This is a genomic window from Bradyrhizobium sp. dw_411 (genome assembly GCF_018449695.1).
Taxonomy (GTDB): Bacteria; Pseudomonadota; Alphaproteobacteria; order Rhizobiales; family Xanthobacteraceae; genus Bradyrhizobium.
Window position 1 is genome coordinate 17,545 of record NZ_JAAVUY010000003.1, and the last position, 21,362, is coordinate 38,906.

Below are 21,362 nucleotides of genomic sequence, written 5' to 3' on the forward strand. Positions count from 1 at the left end.
CGGAAATTTGATTAACATGTTAAATGCATCGGTTCAAATCGAATTGCGGTTTGCTGCATCGCAAACTTTTCGCGCCGCGAGCGTTTCCAAGGATTGATGGACCATCGACATGACGCGGAAAAAATCGACGGGGCGTACGGAACCGAAGCCGGCGAGCAAGGCGGGCGCCCGGCGCTTGCCGATACGCGAATTCTCACGCTCATTGCCGATGTCGTTGCTGCGGGCACGCGAAGCCGTGATGCGGCATTTCCGTCCCTCGCTGCGCGATCACGGGTTGACCGAACAGCAATGGCGGATCTTGCGCGCCTTGACATCGACCGGGGCCATTGAAGTCACGGAACTCGCCCGTGTTGCCTTTCTGCTGGGCCCAAGCCTGTCGCGAATTCTGCGCGACCTGGAAGCGCGCCATTTGATCGACCGCAAGGTGGTGAAGGCCGATCAGCGCCGGGTCGTCGTGTCGATCTCCGCGCGTGGCTTGCGGTTGATCGCGGCCGTCGCGCCGTCATCGGAAGCGATCTACGCCGCCATGACCGCGCGCTATGGCGCGCGCGAACTCGCCAGGCTGCAGGCGATGCTGCAAGCGCTTGAGAGCTGTCTGTCGGAGTTACGTACCGGTGACGATGGAGATGGCGAGGCAAAAGCGTCGTAGGGGCCAAGACCCATGCTTATTGCTTAGGCAGTCCCGCGGCTGCAAAAATAAGACGCCAGGGACCGATCGACGCCTGCCGCGACACGCCATGGACATGTGAGCGATTTTTCGCTCAAACTCGCGAACTTAAAAAAGCCGACGCTGAAAGTTGGCTTCAAGGGAGGAATGAATGAAGTTTACGCGACGCGACTTTACGGCTGGACTGGCTGTCGGTATTACCGCACCTTATGTCATCGGCAGCGCCCGGGCCCAGGGCGCGACCATCAAGCTCGGCATGTGTGCGCCGGTGACCGGTCCGGCGGCCGAATCCGGCGGATATGCTGTCAAAGGGGCCAGGATCGCGCTGGAGGCCGTCAACAAGGCCGGCGGTATTCTCGGCAAGCAAGCCGAGTTGATCGTCGAAGACGATCAGACCACCAATCCCGGTATCGTGCTGGCCTTTTCCAAACTTGCGGCAGAGTCCGACATCGTGGCCTTCCTCGGCTCGATCCGCTCCACGCAAGTCCATGCCATGGCACCCGACGTTCTCAAGCTTGGCAAGCCGGTGATGATCGGCGGCACCGATCCCAACCTGACCCATATGGGCAATCAGTGGCTGTTCCGCTTTCGTCCCAATGACAGCTATTCCGGCCGCGTGATCGCCGATTACGGTTTCAACACGCTTGGCAAAAAGAAATGGGCCGTGCTGCATTCAACCGATGCATTCGGCACCGCCGGCGGCAAGGCACTTGGTGCGGCGCTGGAGAAACTCGGTTCTCCAGCCATTCTCGATCAGGGCTATGCCAACCAGAGTCAGGACTTCACCCCGGTGGTACTCGCGATCAAGCAGTCCGGTGCCGACATCCTCGGTTCGTATTTCACCTACGAAAACGATATCGGGATATTTGCCCGGCAATTGCGGCAACTGGGCGTTAACATTCCATGGGTCGGCTCGCCGTCCATCACCAATATCACCGCGCTGAAACTCGCGGGCCCCGCGCTCTACGGCACGTTCGGTGTTGCCGACTATGCCGAAGAATCCAGCGAGGCTTCCAAGGCGTTCGGCAAGGCCTATCGCGATGTCGTCAAGGTCGCGCCGGATAACCAGAGCTCATGGCCTTACGACGCCATCAACGTGCTCGCCGCGGCGATCAACAAGGCCGGCTCGACCGAGCCAGCGAAGATTCGCGAGGCTATCCTTGCCACCAGGAAATTTCCGGGTGCCGAGGGCGAATACAATTTCGACCAGAACGGCGACGGCCTTCACGGCTACAACATCGTAAAGAATGAAAAGGGCACGATCGTTTTCGACAAGCATATCGAATTCACCGACTGATGACGCGCTCGGTCTCCCCGGATTCCGGGGAGGCCGTCCCGGCGAATGAATAACCCGCAGTTCCTCTTACCGAACGCTGTCATGGATCTTGTACTTCAATTGCTATTTACGGGTATCGGCATCGGAGCCGTTTATGCGCTGGTTGCGCTCGGCTTTGTGCTGATCTTCCGTGCCACCAATGTGGTGAATTTCGCGCAAGGCGAATTCTCGATGGTGGCGGCCTATCTGATGGTGGTGTTCGCCGTCGATCTGGGATGGCCCTACTGGCTCTCATTCCTGTTGTCGCTGGCCGGTATGGCGCTGCTCGGCGCGATCTTCAATCTCGGGGTCTATTATCCGCTCCGTCACCGCAGCTTCCTGCCGGTGATCATCGCGACCATCGGCGCCTCGATTTTGCTCGCCAACTCCGTGCTCGCGATCTACGGGCCGCAGCCGCAAGTGCTGGAAGGATGGTTCGAGACGCCGGGCATCCAGCTCGGGCCGGTTTATCTCGACAGCCAGTATCTCTTGATCATCGCGGTCACCATCGTGATGGTGGCTTTCAATTACTGGTTCTTCGAGCACACCATGCTCGGCAAGAAATTGCAGGCGACCTCGCAGGACAAGGAGATGGCCTCGCTGCTCGGCATTTCCGTCTCGACCATGATCATGATCACCTTCATCTATTCGGCGGTGCTCGGCGGCCTCGCGGGCATTCTGGTGGCGCCGGTGTTGTTCGTGTCGATCCAGATGGGATCGACGATCGCGCTGAAAGCCTTCGCCGCCACCATCATCGGGGGATTCGGCGACGTCGCCGGCGCCATCATCGGCGGGCTGGCGCTCGGCATCATCGAAACCTTCGGCGCCGCCTATATCTCGGTGCCCTACAAGGACGGCTTCGCTTTCCTGGTGCTGGTGCTGTTTCTGGTGTTCCGGCCGCAAGGCATCTTCGGCGAACGCGTCGCGGAGAAAGCATGAGCGCCCCCAGCGAGAATATGCCGATCGCCGTGACGGCGCCGCGTGCAAAGCCGCTGCTGTTGCGTCATTTGCCGTACTTTGTCGGTGCGGTCATCCTGGTGACGCTCACCGCCACGCTGCGGGTCGATGGCTATATCCATAACATCCTGATGCAGGCGACGACGTTTGCCATCGCGGTATTCGGTCTCTCGGTCGTGCTCGGCCTGTGCGGGCAGATCAACCTCGCGCAGGCGGCGTTCTTTGGTTTTGGCGCATATGCCGTCGGGATCGGGACATCGGACTATCACATCAGCTATTGGCTCTGCCTTGCTGCGGGGTGCGTCATGGCGCTCCTGGCCGGTGCGTTGCTCGGGATATCGACGCTGCGGCTCGGCGGTCATTATTTGGCGATGGTGACGATTTCGTTTCAGCAGATCGTCACGCTCATCATGATCAACACGATCTGGCTCACCCATGGCCCGGACGGGGTGTCGAATATCGGCCGGCCGGCTCTGTTTCAATCGCCCCAATCGTACCTGGCGTTCTGTGTCGCGACGCTCGCGCTGGTCGGATATTTCGTCTGGCACCTGCCCGATATGAAACTCGGGCGGGCGATGCGCGCGGTGCGCGACAACGAACTCGCCGCCGGCGTCAGCGGCATCGATGTATTTCGCACCAAGGTCTACGCGTTTGCGCTGTGCGCAGCGCTGGGCGGCCTGGCAGGCGGACTTTTCGCCGGCGGCTTTGCCTATGTCAGCCCCGACCAGTTCTCGTTTGCGGAATCGATCGTGTTCCTGACGATGTCCCTGCTCGGTGGCGTGGCTTCGCCGATCGGCTCGGCGATCGGCACGGGGTTGCTGATCCTGATTCCGGAATGGTTGCGCTTCCTGAAAAGCGTTCCCGGGCTTTATTTGGCGATCTATGGCCTGTTCGTCATTCTGATCATCCGCTACATGCCGGATGGTATCTGGGGATTTGTCAGCGCGGCGCTGGATCGCTGGCGCAGCCACGCCGAACCGGTTGCGGTTTCAGCACCGCTGCGGCTGATGCCCGCGACCGTGGGCGGGGATACCGTGCTTGAGGTTACCGGCCTGTCGAAATATTTTGGCGGACTCAAAGCCGTCGATGCCGTCGATATCGCCGTAAAGCGCGGCAGCGTTCACGCGCTGATCGGCCCGAACGGATCCGGCAAGACCACGACGCTGAATGTTCTCTCCGGCCTCTACAAGGCCACGGCCGGCAGGATATTGCTCGACGGCACCGACATCACCAACCTGCCGCCGCATCTGCGCACGGCCGCCGGATTGGGACGGACGTTTCAGAATATCCGCCTGTTCCGCTCGATGACGGCGCTGGAAAATGTGGAGATCGGCGCCGAGCGACCCGGCAACACGCTGATCGGCGAGGGCGGCGACAACGCACTGACCGCGCGCGCGATGGAGGCGCTGACCTTCGTCGGGCTGGGCCCGCGGGCCAATGAGCTGATTTCCAGCTTCTCCTACGGCCATCAGCGGCTGATCGAGATTGCGCGGGCGCTGGCGGCCAATCCGACGCTGCTGCTGCTCGATGAGCCCGCGGCCGGATTGAATTCCAGCGAGAAGCTGGAACTGCATGAGTTACTCAAGCGCATCGCCGCGCAAGGGCTGACCATCCTGATCATCGACCACGACATGACGCTGGTCTCTGAAGCGGCCCAGCACATCACCGTGCTTAATTTCGGACGCCGCATCGCGGACGGCGAATCCATGGCGGTGCTGCGCCATCCCGATGTCGTCTCCGCCTATCTTGGAACCGAATAATGCCGCTGCTCGAAATCCGCGACCTGATCGTGCGCTATGGCGAGATCGAAGCGCTGCGCGGCGTCTCGGTTAGCGTCGATGAAGGTCAGGTCGTGACCTTGCTTGGCGCCAACGGCGCCGGCAAATCGACCACGCTGCGGGCGATCTCCGGGCTGAGCAAACCGGCCGCGGGCGACATTCTGTTTGACGGCCAATCGATCGCGGGTCTGCGGCCGGAGGCGATCGTGCGGCTCGGCATCTCACATGTGCCGGAAGGGCGGCGGGTGTTCCCCGGTCTGTCCGTCAAGGAAAACATCATGCTCGGCGCCTCAAACCGCCGGATCGCCAAATCCGCGCTGTCGCGCGAGGCCGATGCGATGTTCGATCTGTTTCCGGATATCAGGCCGTTTTCAAATGCGCTCGGCTGGACCCTGTCGGGTGGCCAATTGCAGATGGTCGCGGTGGCGCGCGGCCTGATGGCGAAGCCGCGTCTTTTGCTGCTGGACGAACCGTCGCTCGGTCTGGCACCCGTGATCGTGCAGGCGGTATTTCGTATTATTTCGGAAATCCGCCGCCATACGACGGTCTTGCTTGTCGAACAAAACGCGCGCATGGGACTGTCCGTCGCCGATCATGGCTACGTCCTGGAAACCGGACGCATCGTGCTCGGCGGCAAGCCCGACGAATTGTGGGGCAATGAAGCCATCCGCGCGGCCTATCTCGGCGGCCACGCCAAAGTCAGCGCCTAGCCAAAACAAGCGCCAACAAGAGCGACAGCATCTATGGTCACTATTCAGGTTCCCAATCTCATCAACTTCGTTGCGGACATCTTCAACCATTCGGACTCATCCGCCGAGGAAGCCCGGCGCATCGCGAGCTATCTCACGACTGCAAATCTCACCGGACATGACAGCCACGGCGTGATCCGCGTGCCGGTCTATATCCGATGGAAGAAGATGGGCTCGCTGGTTCCCGATCAGACCGTCGAACTCGTGGTCGATACGCCGTCGCTGGCGGTAGTCGATGGCAAATTCGGTTATGGCCAGACCGTTGCGCCGCAGGCCGTCAAGATCGGCATTGAAAAATGTAAGAAGGCGGGTCTCGCCGCGGTGGCGCTGCGCAACGCCGGCCATATCGGCCGCGTCGGCGACTGGGCGGAAATGGCAGCGGCCGAAGGATTGGTCTCGATCCATTTCGTCAACGCCGCGGGCTCCGTGCTGGTCGCACCCTTTGGCGGCGTCGAGCGGCGGTTGTCGACCGCGCCCTATTGCGTCGGCATTCCGCGTCAGGGGCAGGCGCCGGTGGTGCTGGATTTCGCGACTTCGATTGTGGCCGAGGGCAAGGTGCTGGTCGCAAGCCGCGGCGGCAAGAAATTGCCCAAGGGCGCGCTGATCAATCTCGACGGTGAGTTAAGCGAAGACCCCTCGGTGTTGTACGGGCCGTATGAAGTCGAGGGCCCGCGCGATCACAGCAAGGGCAAGGGCGCGATCCGCGCTTTTGGCGAACACAAGGGCTCGGGCTTGGCGCTGATCTGCGAACTGCTCGGCGGCGCGCTAACCGGTACCGGTGCGACCGGGCCTAACCGGCGCTTCGCCAACGGCATGTTTGCGGTATATGTCGATCCCAAGGTGGTCGATCCCGCCAATTTCTTCGACGGCGAGATTTCGCGCTATGTCAGCTACTTCAAGGACACCAAGCCGGCGGCCGGCGTCGACCGCGTCCTGATCCCGGGCGAGCCGGAAGCCGCGATGCGCGCCGATCGCACCCAAAACGGCGTTCCCTTGCCCGACGATACCTGGGCTGCAATTGTGAATACCGCCCGCGAGGTCGGCGTGAGCGAAGTTAGTATACAAAGGGCGACGCAGTAATCATACCGTCACTGACGGCGAGTTTGGCCAACAAGAGGAAATATAATGGCAAACAAAGTCAAAGAAATCTGGGCTGCCGGCAAGGTGGTGGTGAACGCGTGGCTTGCAATTCCTTCGGGCTTTTCCGCTGAAGTGGTCGCGCAATGCGGTTTCGACAGCGTCACCGTCGACATCCAGCACGGCGTGCAGGATTACCAGTCGATGGTGCAATGTTTTCAGGCCATGCACGGCCATCCGGTGACGCCGATGGTACGGGTGCCGTGGAATGAACCCGGCATCATCGGCAAGGTGCTGGACGGCGGCGCCTATGGCGTGATTTGCCCGATGGTCAACACCAAGCAGGAAGCCGAGAACCTTGTCGCCTATTCGAAATATCCGCCGAAGGGTACGCGCTCGAACGGCCCGATCCGTTCCGGCATGTACGGCTCGGCCGGCACCTATCAGCAAACCGCCAATGACGAGATCGTGCTGCTCCCGATGATGGAGACCAAGACGGCGATCGAGAACATGGAATCGATCCTCGATGTCGAAGGCATCAGTGGCGTCTATATCGGCCCGTCGGACCTCGGCTTCTCCTATGGTCTGGTGCCCAAGCTTGATCGCGACGAGCCGGAAATCCTCAAGATCTACGAGAAGATCGTGAAGGAATGCGGCAAGCGCGGCCTTCACCCCGGCATTCATTGCAGCGGCGCCGACGGCGCAGTGCGCGCGATCAACATGGGCTTCCAACTCGTGACGCTGTTCAACGATAGCGGCTTGTTGGCGACCTATGCCAAGATGCAGATCGCACAGACCCGCAAGGAATCCGGCGGCAAGGCGTAACGATCCGCGTACAATGCCCTCATGCTGAGGAGGCCCGGAGGGCCGTCTCGAAGCACGAGGGCATTGAGCGCGCAGCCATCCTTCGAGATGCGGGCTTGCGCCCGCTCTTCAGGACGAGGCCCGTTTGTTCGGCACGAGGAGATATGACATGACCCCAGCGCCCGTCATCCGTCTGCATCCCGATGATGGCGTGCTGATCGCGCGCGCGAGCCTGCCGCCCGGCACTGTCCTGGAAGCGGGCGTGACAACTATTGAGCGCATTCCTGCCGGCCACAAAGTGGCGATCAGGCCGCTTGCGGTCGGCGAGCCGATCCGGCGTTACGGCCAGATCATCGGCTTTGCGATCGCGCCGATTGCGCCGGGCCAGCATGTTCACACCCAGAATTGCGGCATGGGCGATTTCGCCAAGGATTATGCCTTCGGTGTGGATGTCACGCCGACGCCCAATTTCGATCTGCCCGCGACCTTCGACGGCATTCGCCGCCCTGACGGGCGCGTTGCGACCCGCAATTACATCGGCATTCTCACCTCGGTGAATTGCAGCGCGCATGTCGCAGGTATGGTCGCGGATATCTTCAAGAAGAATCCATTCACCGGCGACAATCCGCTGTCCGATTTTCCCAACGTCGATGGCGTGGTCGCGCTGACCCACAAGACCGGCTGCGGCATGACGCAGAGCGAACCGCTGACGGTGCTTCGCCGCACCCTCGGCGGTTACGCCCGGCATGTGAATTTTTCTGCCGTGGTCGTGCTGGGCCTCGGCTGCGAGGTCAACCAGATCGGCGGGCTGATGAAGGAACAAAAACTCGCCGGCCGCCTGCGCGAACTCGAGATTCAGGAAATCGGTGGCACCCGCAAGACCGTCGAAGCCGGGGTCGCTTTCGTGCGCGAGGCGCTTACCGATGCCAATAAAGTCAAGCGCGAGCCGGTATCCGCCAGCGAGCTGACGGTCGCGCTGCAATGTGGCGGCTCCGACGGCTATTCAGGTATCTCGGCCAATCCGGCGCTGGGCGCGGCGAGCGATCTTCTGGTGCGGCACGGCGGCACGGTCATTTTATCGGAGACGCCGGAGACCTACGGCGCCGAGCATCTGTTGACGCGGCGTGCGGTCAGCCGCGAGGTCGGCGAAAAACTGGTCGCGCTGATGCGCTGGTGGGAAGACTACACCGCGCGCGAGGGTGCGGAGATGGATGCCAATCCCAGCCCCGGCAACAAGGCCGGCGGTCTCACCACTATTCTCGAAAAATCGCTCGGAGCGATGGCCAAGGCCGGCAGTACCAATCTAGTGGACGTCGTGAACTACGCCGAGGAAATTACCAAGAAGGGTTTTGTCTTCATGGACACGCCCGGCTACGACCCGGTCGCGGCGACCGGGCAGGTCGCCGGTGGCGCCAATCTCGTCTGTTTCACCACCGGGCGCGGCAGCGTGTTCGGCTGCAAGCCCGCGCCATCCATCAAGCTCGCGACCAATTCGGCGATGTACCGGCGGATGGAAGACGACATGGATGTCAATTGCGGCACCATCCTGGACGGCGAGGAAACCGTGCAGCAATGCGGCCAGCGCATCTTCGATCTGATGCTCAAGACCGCCTCGGGCCAGCCGACCAAGAGCGAGAGTTTCGACTTCGGCGGCGCCGAGTTTGCGCCCTGGGTGCTTGGCGCGACGATGTAGGGTCTGTTGGCTGATAAACTCCGTCATGGCGGCATAGCCGTCCGAAGGACGGCGTCGCTTCCGCTCGCCTATGTCCCGGCCATCCACGTCTTGTTTTCAAAGCGGCAAAAAGGACGTGGATGCCCGGCACAAGGCCGGACATGACGAATATGGAGATCGGGACCGACCAATCCCGCCCCCCGCATAGGCAATCGCTGCCCGTTGTTAGTGCTTGATCCATACCGGAACCAGTGTTCTGCTTAAAAAAGCTGCTGGAGCACATCGTCTGTGTCGATCTTCGTCGCACTACACCACGTTACACACTACAAATACGACCGCCCGATCGACCTCGGCCCCCAAACCATCCGGTTGCGGCCGGCGCCGCATACGCGCACGCCGATCCTGAGCTATTCGCTCAAGGTCACGCCATCAAATCATTTCGTGAACTGGCAGCAGGACCCGCAGGGCAACTGGCTGGCGCGTTTTGTGTTTCCCGAAAAGGCCACCGAGCTGAAAATCGAAGTCGATTTCTCAGCGCAGATGACCGTGATCAATCCGTTCGATTTCTTCGTCGAGCCCTATGCCGACAGTTTTCCGTTTGCCTATACCGACGATCTCAAGACCGAGCTTGCGCCCTATCTCGCGACCGACGAGCCTGGACCGCTGTTATCAGCCTATCTGGCCAGCATTCCTAGGGAAGCGCCGAGCACGGTCAATTTTCTGGTCGATCTCAACGCCCAACTGCAGAAGAAGATCAGCTACATCATTCGCATGGAGCCGGGCATCCAGCCGCCCGAGCAGACGCTGGCTTCCGGCGCCGGTTCCTGCCGCGACTCGGCGTGGCTGTTGATTCAGATTTTGCGGCATCTCGGGCTCGCGGCCCGTTTCGTCTCGGGCTACCTCATTCAATTGCGTCCCGACATCGATCCGGTCGAAGGGCCGCGCGAGGTCGAAAACGATTTTACCGATTTGCACGCATGGGCCGAGGTCTATCTGCCGGGCGCCGGCTGGATCGGATTCGATGTCACCTCGGGCATGCTGACCGGCGAGGGGCATATCCCCGTTGCCGCCACGCCGCATTACCGATCGGCCGCGCCGATCAGCGGCGCGGTTGGTTTTGCCGAGGTCGAATTCGGCTTCGAGATGAGCGTCAAGCGAATCCGCGAAGCGCCGCGGATCACCCGGCCGTTCTCCGACGATTCCTGGGCGCGGCTTGATAAGCTTGGCGAGCAAGTCGATGCCGATCTCAGGGACGGCGACGTGCGATTGACGATGGGCGGAGAGCCGACTTTCGTTTCGGTGGATGATCTGGAATCGCCGGAATGGAACATCGCCGCGGTCGGTCCGACCAAGCGCGGACTGGCCGACGATCTCATCCGCAAACTGCGCGCGCGCTTTGCGCCCGGTGGCCTGCTGCATTACGGGCAGGGCAAATGGTATCCCGGCGAAAGCCTGCCGCGCTGGGCGTTCGGTCTTTACTGGCGCAAGGACGGCGTGCCGATCTGGAAAAATTCCGATCTGATCGCGAAGATCGAGTCGCCGCGAAAATCCGGTATCGAAGATGCCGAGCGCTTCGCGGAAGGGACGGCACAAAAGCTCGGCGTCGATTCCGAATTCATCATGCCGGCGTTCGAGGACCCCAGCCATTGGCTGCAGAAGGAAGCTGGTCTGCCGCCCAACGTCGATCCCAGCGATTCCAAACTGTCGGACCCGGAAGAGCGCTCGCGGATGGCGCGGGTGTTCGATCAGGGGCTGAACACGCCCAAGGGCTTCGTGTTGCCGATCCAGCGCTGGAATGCGGACGCAAGCCAATCTTCTTCGCGCTGGAAAAGCGAACGCTGGAAATTACGCCGCGGCAATCTGTTTCTGACGCCCGGCGATTCTCCGCTGGGGCTGCGGCTGCCGATTGCGTCGCTGCCGCACATCCCCGCGGAGGAATATCCCTACATTGTCGAGCAGGATCCGATGGAGCCGCGCGACGAATTGCCGGTTTATGACGGAGCGGCGGCTCCAGCCGGAGCCGCGCCGCATCAGGAAGTGACGGAGCAACAGATCAAGGGCGGTGGTGTGCGCACCGCGATGTCGATCGAAATTCGCGACGGCATTCTGTGCGCCTTCATGCCGCCGGTCGAGAAGCTCGAGGACTATCTCGAACTGGTCACCGCAGTAGAGGCGACCGCCGAAGAGATGCAGATGCAGGTGCATGTCGAAGGCTATCCGCCGCCATTCGACCCGCGCGTCGAAGTGATCAAAGTGACGCCCGACCCCGGCGTGATCGAGGTCAACATCCAGCCGGCGACAAGCTGGCGCGAAGCGGTCGATATCACCTTCGGTCTCTATGAAGACGCTGCAAAAGTTCGGCTCGGCGCTAACCGTTTTCTGGTCGACGGCCGGCACACCGGTACTGGCGGCGGCAATCATGTGGTGGTCGGCGGCAGCAATCCCGCGGACTCACCGTTTCTGCGCCGGCCTGATTTGCTGAAGAGTCTGGTGCTGTACTGGCAACGGCATCCGTCGCTGTCTTATTTGTTCTCGGGCATGTTCATCGGTCCCACCAGCCAGGCGCCGCGCATCGATGAGGCCCGGCATGACGGTCTCTATGAGCTGGAGATCGCGCTGGCTCATGTGCCGCCCGCGGATATCAAAGCGCCGCTGTGGCTGGTCGACCGGCTGTTCCGGCACATCCTGGTCGATATCACCGGCAATACCCACCGCGCCGAAATCTGCATCGACAAGCTCTATTCGCCCGACGGCACCACCGGCCGGCTTGGTCTCGTCGAATTTCGCGCGCTGGAGATGCCGCCCGATCCGCGCATGTCACTGGCGCAGCAATTGCTGATCCGCGCCTTGATCGCCAAGCTCTGGCGCGAACCGCAACACGGCAAGTTCGTGCGCTGGGGCACGACCTTGCACGACCGCTTCATGCTGCCGCATTTCCTGTGGGAAGACTTTCTGGGCGTGCTCGATGAACTCAAACACTCCGGCTACGATTTTTCGCCGGAGTGGTATGCCGCGCAGCTTGAATTTCGCTTTCCGGTGTTTGGCCATGTCCACCATGGCGGCGTTTCACTCGAAGTGCGTCAGGCGCTCGAGCCGTGGCACGTGCTGGGCGAGGAAGGCTCGGCCGGTGGCACTGTGCGTTACGTCGACTCGTCAGTGGAGCGGCTGCAGGTCAAGGCATCGGGCTTTGTCGAGGGCCGCCATGTCGTCACCTGTAACGGCCGGCGGATGCCGATGACGCCAACCGGCCGTTCCGGCGAGGCGGTCGCGGCCGTCCGCTTCAAGGCCTGGCAGCCGGCGTCGGGCCTGCACCCGACGATCCCCGTCCACGCGCCGCTGACGTTCGATTTGATCGATACCTGGAATGGCCGCTCGCTCGGGGGCTGCGTCTACCACGTCGCCCATCCCGGTGGGCGCAGCTACGAGACCAAGCCGGTCAACTCCTATGAGGCCGAGGCGCGGCGGCTCGCCCGGTTTCAGGATCACGGCCATACCCCCGGCAAGATCGATCCGCCGCCCGAGGAACGCACAATTGAGTTTCCTTTGACCCTCGACTTGAGGACGCTGCTCCTGCATTGAGAATAGCCTTGAGATAGCCTTGGGGCAGGAGAGTCGGGATGGCGGGGCAGGCCGGCCAAGGTAACAGTCAGGGGGGGAAGGCGCGTCCGGCCAACCGGCGGGTGGCGCAGTGGACCCGCGACTATGTCCGCCTGCCGGGCATTCCCGATGAATATATCGGCCAGGACGGGGCGCCTCGCGAGGTCTGGACCCGGTTTTTCGACGCTTTTGCCACACTGACGCCCGGGGATATCGAGCGGCGCTTTGGCACCGCCGACCGGCATCTGCGGGAAGCCGGTGTCAGCTATCGCGCGCCCGGCGAAACCGCCGACCGGATCTGGCCGCTGAGCCATCTGCCGCTTCTGATCGGCGAGGCCGAATGGCAGCAATTGAGCGCCGGCATCGCGCAGCGCGCGCAATTGCTGGAACTGGTCCTGAGCGACATTTACGGCGAGGGCCGGCTGGTCGCCGAGGGCGCCATCCCCGCAGCGGCCATTGCCGGCAGCACCGAATATCTGCGCTCGATCTGCGGCATCAAACCCCCGGGCGGCCGTTTTCTTAATCTGTACGCGGCCGATGTCGGCCGTGGGCCCGATGGGCGCTGGTGGGTGCTCGGCGACCGGACCCAGGCGCCATCGGGCGCGGGCTACGCGCTGGAAAACCGGCTGGTGCTGTCGCGCGCTTTCGCCTCGCTCTACAAATCGATGAATGTGGAGCGGGTTGCGCCGTTCTTCGAGGCGTTTCGCGACAGCCTGCGCGCCGGCGCCGACCGCGACGAGCCGCGCATCGGCCTGCTGACGCCGGGCCAGTTCAGCGAAACCTATTTCGAACATGCGACGCTGGCACGCTATCTCGGATTCCTGCTGGTCGAGGGTGACGACCTCGCCGTCAGCGGCGACCGCATTCACATCCGCACCGTCGCCGGGTTGAAGCGGCTCGATGTCTTGCTGCGCCGGGTCGATTCCAATTCGCTCGATCCGCTGGAACTCGATGCCTCCTCGCAACTCGGCGTGCCCGGCCTGATCGACGTGCTGCGCAAGAATGGCGTCGTGGTTGCCAACATGCCGGGATCGGGCGTGATGGAGGCGCGGGCGCTGCTGGGTTTTCTGCCCAGCCTCAGCCGGCGTTTTTTCGGCGAAGATCTGAAGATGCCGCATATCGCGACCTGGTGGTGCGGTCAGAAATCCGCGCGCGAGGAAGTGTTGTCACGGCTCGACGAGGTCGCGATCGAAGGCGCCTATCGCCGGGGCGTGAGCGGTTTTCCGGGTAACGGGCCAGTGCTCGCGAGCGAGTTGTCGCCGGCCGAACGCGAACGGCTCAAGACCGCGATCAACGACCGTGGTATCGATTTTGTCGGCCAGGAACTGGTCCGGCTTTCGACCACGCCGGTGTGGGATCAGGGGCGGATCACGCCGCGGCCTTTCGTGCTGCGGGTTTTCGCCGCTGCGACGCCGCAGGGCTGGAACATCATGCCCGGCGGCTTCTGCCGGATCGCCGATCAGCTCGACGCCCGCGCGGTGTCGATGGGCGATGGCGCACGGGCCGCGGACGTCTGGGTGGTTTCCGACAAGGCGGTCTCGCCGACAACCTTGCTGCCGGCCGGAGATACTGTGCGGATCAGGCGCATCGCCGGCTGGGTCCCGAGCCGGGCTGCCGACAATCTGTTTTGGTTGGGCCGCTATCTCGAGCGCGCCGAGGCGACGCTGCGGTTGGTGCGCGCGCTGGCGACCGCGCAACGAGACCCCATCAAGGGGACGTCTTCCGTGCTTCATTCGGTTGAGCGGATTCAGCGCCTTCTGGTGACATGGGGCGCGACCTCGCAGGCGACGCGGACGCAACCCGCGAAGCTCGCGGCCGAAGCGCTGCAGAGCGAGGAAAAGTTCGGTTCGGCGCTGTCGCTGGTGCGCTCGGCCCAGCGAACCGCGACCTCGTTGCGGGAACGCTTGTCGCCGGATGCCTGGCAGGTCATTACCGAAATGGTCGAACGTCTCGGCCATGAGGTGGAGGATGACGACGGCGTCGTCAGCGCCGCCGAACTAACATTGCAGGAACTCGCGAGCTTCGCAGGGCTGGCGCAGGAAAACATGAACCGCGCCGCCGGCTGGCGTTTTCTTGAAATGGGCCGCCGCGCCGAGCGCGCGATCAACACCGTGCGCTTCGCGCGCCAGTTTGCCTATGACGAGGCCGGCGGCGAAGATCTCGACATCCTGCTGACGCTGGTGGATTGCCAGATCACCTATCGCTCGCGCTACCTCGTTGGCCCCTTGCTGGCGCCGGTGCGCGACCTCGTGGTGCTGGATCCCTATAATCCCCGCTCGGTCGCCTTTCAGGTTTCCGCGCTGAACGATCACATCGGCAGCCTGCCGACCCTGAAAGAGGGCGGATTGATCGAGCGTCCGCATCGCCTTGCGGTCGGTCTGCAGGCGATGCTGACGACGGCGGAAGCCACGGCGCTCGATACCAAGACGCTGTTTGCGCTGGAGCAGGATCTGCTCAACCTCGCCGACGCGATCGGATCGCATTATTTTCCGCACGGTCCCAATGCGAGCCGGCCCGAGAAGCTGACAGGCCTCGCGTGATCTACGACATCCGTCACGTCACCACTTACAGCTACGAAAGTCCGGTCAGTTTCGCGCGCTGTTCGCTGCGGCTGGAGCCCAAAAGCGGCAGCGGCCAGCAATTGGTCTCGCATACCGTCGATATAAGGCCGCGGCCGGCGGATCGCACGATACGGCAGGATTTTTTCGGAACGCTCACCGAGAGCGTGCTGATCGAAACCCCGCATCGCAGCCTTCGGATCGATTCCCGCTCCAGAGTCTCGGTCTCGCGCAGCGCGCCCGGCCGCACTGCGCATAGCCGCCCATGGGAAAGCGTGCGCGATGTGGCCTTTGAAGCCACTAGTCTCGGCCCCTCATCGCCGATCGGATATGTGTTCGCCAGTCCGCTGGTGCCGGTTCAGCAGCCGGTCACGCAATATGCCGCGGCGAGCTTCCCGCCGGGCGGCGGCATCCTGGCCGGCGCGGTCGATTTGATGCACCGGATCCGGACAGAGTTTAAGTACGATCCGAAGGCCACCGTGATCTCGACGCCGCTCAACGAAGTCTTTGAAAAGCGTCACGGTGTTTGTCAGGATTTCGCCCATGTGATGATCGCGGGCCTGCGCGGCCTCGGCTTGCCGGCGGCCTATGTCAGCGGTTATCTGCGTACCATCCCGCCGCCGGGCAAACCGCGCCTGCAGGGCGCCGACGCGACCCACGCATGGGTGTCGCTGTGGTGCGGTGAGGGGCTCGGCTGGATCGGTTTTGATCCGACCAACGACATTCTGGTCGAGAACGATCACATCGTTCTGGCCGTCGGGCGGGATTTTTCCGACGTCTCGCCGGTTGACGGCATCATCGTGGGATCGCGCAAGCAAAAGCTCGCAGTCGCAGTCGATGTGCTGCTGGTGGAATGACGCAGGCCCGCACCTCATCACTGAGTGGCTATGACGTCATCATCCTCGGCGCCGGCGCTGCCGGCCTGATGTGCGCCGCCGTCGCCGGCCAGCGCGACCAGCGGGTGCTGTTGCTGGAGCAATCGCGACATCCCGCCGAAAAGATCCGGATATCCGGCGGCGGGCGATGCAATTTTACCAATCTGCACACGAGCCCGGCGAATTTTCTGTCGAACAATCCGCAATTCTGCCGCTCGGCCCTGAGCGGCTATTCACAGCGGGACTTCATCGCGCTGGTCGAGAGTTACGGCATCGCCTATCACGAGAAAACGCGCGGTCAATTATTCTGCGATGGCTCGTCGCAACAGATCATCGATATGCTGCTGGAGGAATGCCGCAAGGCCCGTGCTCAATTGAAATTGGGCGTCCGCATTTCTGCGTTGTCGAAGCACGAAAGCGGCTTTGCCGTTGTCACCGACCAGGGCGAATTTCGCTGCCGCTCTTTGGCGGTCGCGACCGGAGGTCCCTCCATTCCAAAGATGGGATCGAGCGGGTTCGGCTATAAAGTCGCCGAACAATTCGGCTTGAAGATCGTGCCGCCGCGCGCCGCGCTGGTGCCCTTGACGTTCGGCGCGTCGCTGGCGCCGTTCAAGGATTTATCGGGCGTATCGGTCGGTGCCGTCGTGAGTTGCGGCAAGACAAGGTTCGACGAGGCATTGCTGTTTACGCATCGCGGGCTCAGCGGTCCCGCGATTTTGCAGATATCCTCCTATTGGCGCGAAGGCGATGACATCGTCGTCGATATGGCGCCGGAGGTCGACGTGCTGGCGCGGTTGAAAAAAATACGCGGCGATCATCCCCGCCAGGAAATGGCGACCGCGCTGTCGGACATTCTTCCCAAACGATTGGCGCGGACGATCGCTGATGTGATCGCCGGTCCCGAGCGGATCGCCGATTTCTCGGATGTGCGCCTGACCGAGACGGCCGCGGCGGTCCGGCAGTGGCGCATCAGGCCTGAGGGGACCGAAGGGTATCGGACCGCCGAAGTGACGCTGGGCGGCGTCGACACGTCGGAATTATCCCAGAAAACATTCGAGGCCCGATCCGTTCCCGGGCTTTATTTCATCGGTGAAGTGGTCGACGTCACCGGCCACCTCGGCGGCTTCAATTTTCAATGGGCGTGGTCCTCGGGACATGCGGCGGGTCGTCACGTCTAGACTAGGACGGTCCCGGCTGCTGCAGGCGTGGACTTCGAGACAATTTGCGGCGTCGGGGTCGCTGATTTTTAACCAGGTTTTTACGAACCGGCAGCGTGACGCGTCCGCAAGGCTGCCGGTAAGCCGGCCTTTAAGAACAACCACCTTAGGCTTGCACCCATAGACGAGGAATAACTCGCCAGGGGGAAGGTTTTCATCATGTCTAGCGTAATCAAGATTTTTGGTTCGAGCGTGGAACGCAAGCTGTTCAATCAGATTGCAATGTTCAGTTCTACCGGGCTTGCCGCGTCATTATCGCTGGTGCTCGCCTGCGATCTGCGGATCGAAAACTGGATCTGAGCGTCAGCTAGAGCGTTTTCGAGCGAAGTGGATACCGGTTCGCGTGAAGAAAACGCGTCAAACAAAAGATTAGAGCCCGGTTCTGATTCAATCAGAACCGGTAAGGCTCTAGGCTGAATCTTCAGCTCGCCGCGGTTCCGGTCCGCGGCGCGTCATCTTCCGCGCGCAGATTGCGGAAGAACTTTTCGACCTCGCGTGACAACAATTCTGCCGTTGCGGTGAGGTCGCTCGATGCCGAAAGTACCGATGTCGCGGCCTTGTTGGTATCGCCGATCGCGTTACTGAGCGAACCGATATTGGCGACCAGGGTCGAGTTGCCGTCAGCGGCCAATTGCGCATTTGCGGAAATTTCGCGGGTCGCGGCGTCCTGTTGCGTGACAGAACCGGCGATGCTCGACGTGACCTCATTGATGTCACGCACCGCGGTGCCGATTTCGCGCACGGCATCGACCGCATTGCGCGTCGATGTCTGGATCATGCTGATGTTCTGACCGATCTCAGCGGTTGCCTTGGCGGTCTGTTCGGCGAGCGTCTTGACCTCGTGAGCCACCACCGCGAAGCCGCGGCCGGCCTCGCCGGCGCGGGCGGCCTCGATCGTGGCATTGAGCGCCAGAAGATTGGTTTGCTCCGCGATCGCCTGGATCAGGGTGCGGACGCCGTCGATCCGCTGGGTTGCGGCGGCCAGACTTTCGATCTCGGCGATCGATTTTTCGGTGCGCTGGCCGGCCTGCGCGACGACCTCGGTGGAATGACGAACCTGGCGGCCGATTTCCTCGATCGAAGCCGACAACTCTTCGGCGGCCCCGGCGACAGCGAAAACATTGGAGGAGGCCTGCTCGGTCGCGTGCGCGGCGGCGGTGGCGCGGCCGCTGGCATCCGAGGCCACGCCGCTGATGGACTGTGCGGTATCGCGCATCGCCGTCGCATTGTCATTGACCGCGTTCAGCACGCTTCCGATCGCGCCCCGGAATGCCTCTACCGATTTTTCGATATGCCTGGCGCGCTGTTCGCGGGCCTTGGAATCCACCAGCGCCTGCGCACTGAGATTGCGGTTGCGATCCATCGCCTCCTTGAAGATCTGGATCGCCCGCGCCAGTGCACCGATCTCGTCGGCGCGATTGGTATGGGGTACTTCGACATTGTCGGCGCCTTCGGCGACCTGCTTGATGGTGGAGGTGATGACGGAAAGCGGTCGCGCGACCGAGCGGAAGATAATCAGGACGCCGGCGCCGACCAGAACCAGTTCCAGGCCACCGAGACAGGTCAGAAGAAATGCCAACTGGCGATTGGCCTCGGTTTGAAGCGCGATGCGTTTGCCGCGTTCGGCATAGACCTTGCTCAGCGCTTCGAGATCCTTGTTGAGGGCGATGCGTACCTCACGATTGGCTTCGTTGTCGCCCCATTCGCGGCCTGCGGCGGGACTGATCTCCATTGCGCGGCGCACCAGCTCCTTGCGGAACGCGACAAACTGATCGATGCGCTTTTTGAAGGTAGCGAATTGCTCGGCGTCGTCGGCCTGGAGGATGGACTCCCAGTGTTTGACGACGTTCAGGAGCTGGTCGCTGAACCTGAGCAGCCCTTCGCCATACTTTTTCACGGCGCCGGCTTCCGTCGACATGTAGACGCCGCGCGATTCCATCACGATTGCATAGACCGTCGAATTGACGCGCTCGACGTTGAGTGCCGCGCGGCTGGCGGTCTCGACCGCTTCGGTGAGCTCGACGCTGCGCCTTGTATTGAAATCGGACAGGGCGGTAATCGCCGCGGTCAGGATCGCGAACAGGGCGAAGATCGAATAGAGCTTCGTCGCGAGCGAAAGCCGGGACATGAACCCGGGCTTGGCTGGTGCAGGATTCGGGATTGCAGACATCGTGCTCGTAGGCATTACGGGCCTCTTCAACGAGGCCGGTCAGCACATGACGGGCCCCTCAAAAACTATGTGAAAGTTTTGTGTACAAACTGATAAGCTTTGCCCATTTTACGGGCATCGTGCTGGAATATCTGCGCTTTTCACTTCGAAAGAGAGGGCAGACGCGAGCTCTGGCAACGGGAAAACGCGATTTCGTTTAGCGATCGGGCCAAGTCTTATCTTTAAAAATTTATTATACATATCAGTTAGTTAATATTCCGATACGGGCTAAAGGCCCTGCAGCGAAGCCCGCGGGACAATCCGCCGCGGTGCGAACCGGGGGGGCGTTTGCAACCAAAAATTAAGCTTTGGGAGACGCTTTGTCGCAGATCGCTTCAGTGCCGGTATTGCGGCCAGAAGACCTCAGGCGGCCGCGCAAAATGATCGTCTCGGCGATATAATCCTGGCGATATAGTCTTGGCGATGATGATCGGCGCACACGCGCCGATGGTCCGGAGCGTTTATGGTCTATCGCCACGCTATAGCTGCCACCACTTACGTTTTTGACGATCTGCGCGATCTCCTGGCCAAGGCGACGCCGCCGCGCTCGGGCGACCGCCTGGCGGGGATCGCGGCCGGGCGCGCCGAACAGATGATCGCGGCGCGGATTGCATTGGCCGACGTGCCGTTGAAGCAATTCCTGCACGAGACCGTGATTCCCTACGAAGACGATGAAATTACCCGCCTGATCGTCGATACCCACGATGTCAGGGCGTTCGCGGCCGTATCGTCGCTGACGGTCGGCGCGTTCCGCGACTGGCTGCTGTCGGATGCGGCGACGACGCCCGTGCTTGGAAAACTCGCGCCCGGCATCACCCCGGAAATGGCTGCGGCGGTTTCAAAGCTGATGCGCAACCAGGATCTGATCTTGGTTGCCAAAAAGTGCCAGGTCACAACCGCCTTCCGCAACACCATCGGCCTGTGCGGCCGCATGAGCGTGCGCCTGCAGCCCAATCACCCCTTCGATGACGTCAAGGGCATCACCGCGTCCGTGCTGGACGGCATCCTGCTCGGGGCCGGCGATGCCTGTATCGGCATCAATCCGGCGAGCGACGATCCGGCCGTGATCGGCGGCCTGCTACGGCTACTGGACGATATCATCACGCGGCTGCAGATTCCGACCCAAAGCTGCGTATTGTCCCATGTGACGACGACACTCGGATTGATCGAGCAGGGCGTCCCCGTCGATCTGGTGTTTCAGTCGATTGCGGGGACGGAGGCCGCCAACCGGAGTTTCGGAATCGATCTCGCATTGCTGCGCCAGGCCCATCAGGCCGGGTTGTCATTGCGGCGGGGGAGCGTTGGCGAAAATGTGATGTATTTCGAAACCGGGCAGGGCTCGGCGCTCTCGGCCAACGCCCATCACGGCGTCGACCAGCAGACCTGCGAAGCGCGCGCCTACGGCGTCGCCCGCGCGTTCGATCCGCTCCTGGTCAACAGCGTGGTCGGCTTCATCGGTCCGGAATACCTTTATGACGGCAAAGAGATCATCCGCGCCGGACTGGAGGATCACTTTTGCGGCAAGCTGCTCGGCCTGCCGCTGGGGGTGGATGTTTGTTACACCAACCACGCCGAGGCCGATCAGGACGACATGGACAATTTGCTGACCCTGCTCGCGGCCGCCGGTGTCAGCTTCATCATGGGGGTACCCGGAGCTGACGACGTCATGCTGAACTACCAATCCACCTCTTTCCACGACGCGCTCTACATCCGCGACCTGTTCGGCCTCAAACGAGCCCCCGAATTCGACGACTGGTTGTTGCGCGTCGGGCTGGCCGATGCCGGGTTTAGGCTCGCCAGCAACACCAGCCTGCTCCCCGATTTTGCATCGCGGCTGATCGCCTGAGGGGGCACTGGTCGCTCCCGGAGACCTTGGCGGCAGCTATC

15 protein-coding genes are annotated in these 21,362 nt (G+C 62.0%); 14 read left to right on the top strand and 1 reads right to left on the bottom strand.

What is annotated here, in order from left to right; all coding sequences use genetic code 11:
* The first annotated feature begins 109 nt into the window (after positions 1-109).
* The 13 genes from hpaR to HB676_RS05285 all read left to right on the top strand — a co-directional run bounded on the left by hpaR (position 110) and on the right by HB676_RS05285 (position 17,566).
* Positions 110-649 carry a homoprotocatechuate degradation operon regulator HpaR gene (gene hpaR, locus HB676_RS05225; protein ID WP_213736636.1) on the top strand — a complete coding sequence of 180 codons (540 nt, stop codon included), beginning with the start codon at positions 110-112 and terminating at the stop codon, positions 647-649.
* 169 nt (positions 650-818) lie between these two features.
* Positions 819-1,964 (top strand): ABC transporter substrate-binding protein, encoded by a 1,146-nt coding sequence (locus HB676_RS05230; protein ID WP_213736637.1) that lies wholly within the window; start codon positions 819-821, stop codon positions 1,962-1,964.
* 81 nt (positions 1,965-2,045) lie between these two features.
* Positions 2,046-2,921: a branched-chain amino acid ABC transporter permease gene (locus HB676_RS05235; RefSeq protein ID WP_213736638.1), complete on the top strand. Its 876-nt coding sequence runs from the start codon at positions 2,046-2,048 to the stop codon at positions 2,919-2,921.
* Positions 2,918-4,699 carry a branched-chain amino acid ABC transporter ATP-binding protein/permease gene (locus tag HB676_RS05240; protein WP_213736639.1) on the top strand — a complete coding sequence of 594 codons (1,782 nt, stop codon included), beginning with the start codon at positions 2,918-2,920 and terminating at the stop codon, positions 4,697-4,699. Before HB676_RS05235 ends, HB676_RS05240 begins: the two co-directional genes overlap by 4 nt.
* Positions 4,699-5,427 (top strand): ABC transporter ATP-binding protein, encoded by a 729-nt coding sequence (locus HB676_RS05245; RefSeq protein ID WP_213736640.1) that lies wholly within the window; start codon positions 4,699-4,701, stop codon positions 5,425-5,427. Before HB676_RS05240 ends, HB676_RS05245 begins: the two co-directional genes overlap by 1 nt.
* 33 nt (positions 5,428-5,460) lie before the next feature.
* Entirely contained in the window at positions 5,461-6,546 is a 1,086-nt protein-coding gene (locus tag HB676_RS05250; protein WP_213736641.1) for a malate/lactate/ureidoglycolate dehydrogenase, read from the top strand.
* Positions 6,547-6,591: 45 nt separating this feature from the next.
* Entirely contained in the window at positions 6,592-7,368 is a 777-nt protein-coding gene (locus HB676_RS05255) for an aldolase/citrate lyase family protein (RefSeq protein WP_213736642.1), read from the top strand.
* 148 nt (positions 7,369-7,516) lie between these two features.
* Positions 7,517-9,040: an altronate dehydratase family protein gene (locus HB676_RS05260; RefSeq protein WP_213736643.1), complete on the top strand. Its 1,524-nt coding sequence runs from the start codon at positions 7,517-7,519 to the stop codon at positions 9,038-9,040.
* A 267-nt stretch (positions 9,041-9,307) separates the two neighbouring features.
* Entirely contained in the window at positions 9,308-12,598 is a 3,291-nt protein-coding gene (locus HB676_RS05265) for a transglutaminase family protein (RefSeq protein WP_213736644.1), read from the top strand.
* A gap of 38 nt (positions 12,599-12,636) precedes the next feature.
* Positions 12,637-15,156: a circularly permuted type 2 ATP-grasp protein gene (locus HB676_RS05270; RefSeq protein WP_213736645.1), complete on the top strand. Its 2,520-nt coding sequence runs from the start codon at positions 12,637-12,639 to the stop codon at positions 15,154-15,156.
* A complete protein-coding gene (locus tag HB676_RS05275; protein WP_213736646.1) occupies positions 15,153-16,031 on the top strand; it encodes a transglutaminase family protein in 879 nt (292 codons plus the stop codon). The genes HB676_RS05270 and HB676_RS05275 overlap by 4 nt, the downstream gene beginning before the upstream one ends.
* Entirely contained in the window at positions 16,028-17,227 is a 1,200-nt protein-coding gene (locus HB676_RS05280) for an NAD(P)/FAD-dependent oxidoreductase (protein WP_213736647.1), read from the top strand. The genes HB676_RS05275 and HB676_RS05280 overlap by 4 nt, the downstream gene beginning before the upstream one ends.
* A gap of 198 nt (positions 17,228-17,425) precedes the next feature.
* Positions 17,426-17,566, top strand: a complete 141-nt coding sequence (locus HB676_RS05285) for a hypothetical protein (RefSeq protein ID WP_213736648.1) — start codon at positions 17,426-17,428, stop codon at positions 17,564-17,566.
* 121 nt (positions 17,567-17,687) lie between these two features.
* On the opposite strand, the gene HB676_RS05290 is transcribed toward HB676_RS05285, so the two are convergent.
* Entirely contained in the window at positions 17,688-19,394 is a 1,707-nt protein-coding gene (locus HB676_RS05290; protein ID WP_213736649.1) for a methyl-accepting chemotaxis protein, read from the bottom strand.
* A gap of 544 nt (positions 19,395-19,938) precedes the next feature.
* Here HB676_RS05290 and HB676_RS05295 point away from each other — a divergent pair.
* Positions 19,939-21,321 (top strand): ethanolamine ammonia-lyase subunit EutB, encoded by a 1,383-nt coding sequence (locus HB676_RS05295; RefSeq protein WP_213736650.1) that lies wholly within the window; start codon positions 19,939-19,941, stop codon positions 21,319-21,321.
* Positions 21,322-21,362 lie beyond the last annotated feature (41 nt).

Bases quoted from the DNA above. Each gene is read 5' to 3' on its own strand.
- HB676_RS05230 (WP_213736637.1), top strand. From the start codon at position 819: ATGAAGTTTACGCGACGCGACTTTACGGCTGGACTGGCTGTCGGTATT.
- HB676_RS05290 (WP_213736649.1), bottom strand. From the start codon at position 19,394: ATGTCCCGGCTTTCGCTCGCGACGAAGCTCTATTCGATCTTCGCCCTG.
- HB676_RS05245 (WP_213736640.1), top strand. From the start codon at position 4,699: ATGCCGCTGCTCGAAATCCGCGACCTGATCGTGCGCTATGGCGAGATC.
- HB676_RS05270 (WP_213736645.1), top strand. From the start codon at position 12,637: ATGGCGGGGCAGGCCGGCCAAGGTAACAGTCAGGGGGGGAAGGCGCGT.
- HB676_RS05240 (WP_213736639.1), top strand. From the start codon at position 2,918: ATGAGCGCCCCCAGCGAGAATATGCCGATCGCCGTGACGGCGCCGCGT.
- hpaR (WP_213736636.1), top strand. From the start codon at position 110: ATGACGCGGAAAAAATCGACGGGGCGTACGGAACCGAAGCCGGCGAGC.
- HB676_RS05285 (WP_213736648.1), top strand. From the start codon at position 17,426: ATGTCTAGCGTAATCAAGATTTTTGGTTCGAGCGTGGAACGCAAGCTG.
- HB676_RS05250 (WP_213736641.1), top strand. From the start codon at position 5,461: ATGGTCACTATTCAGGTTCCCAATCTCATCAACTTCGTTGCGGACATC.
- HB676_RS05280 (WP_213736647.1), top strand. From the start codon at position 16,028: ATGACGCAGGCCCGCACCTCATCACTGAGTGGCTATGACGTCATCATC.
- HB676_RS05235 (WP_213736638.1), top strand. From the start codon at position 2,046: ATGGATCTTGTACTTCAATTGCTATTTACGGGTATCGGCATCGGAGCC.
- HB676_RS05295 (WP_213736650.1), top strand. From the start codon at position 19,939: ATGGTCTATCGCCACGCTATAGCTGCCACCACTTACGTTTTTGACGAT.
- HB676_RS05260 (WP_213736643.1), top strand. From the start codon at position 7,517: ATGACCCCAGCGCCCGTCATCCGTCTGCATCCCGATGATGGCGTGCTG.
- HB676_RS05255 (WP_213736642.1), top strand. From the start codon at position 6,592: ATGGCAAACAAAGTCAAAGAAATCTGGGCTGCCGGCAAGGTGGTGGTG.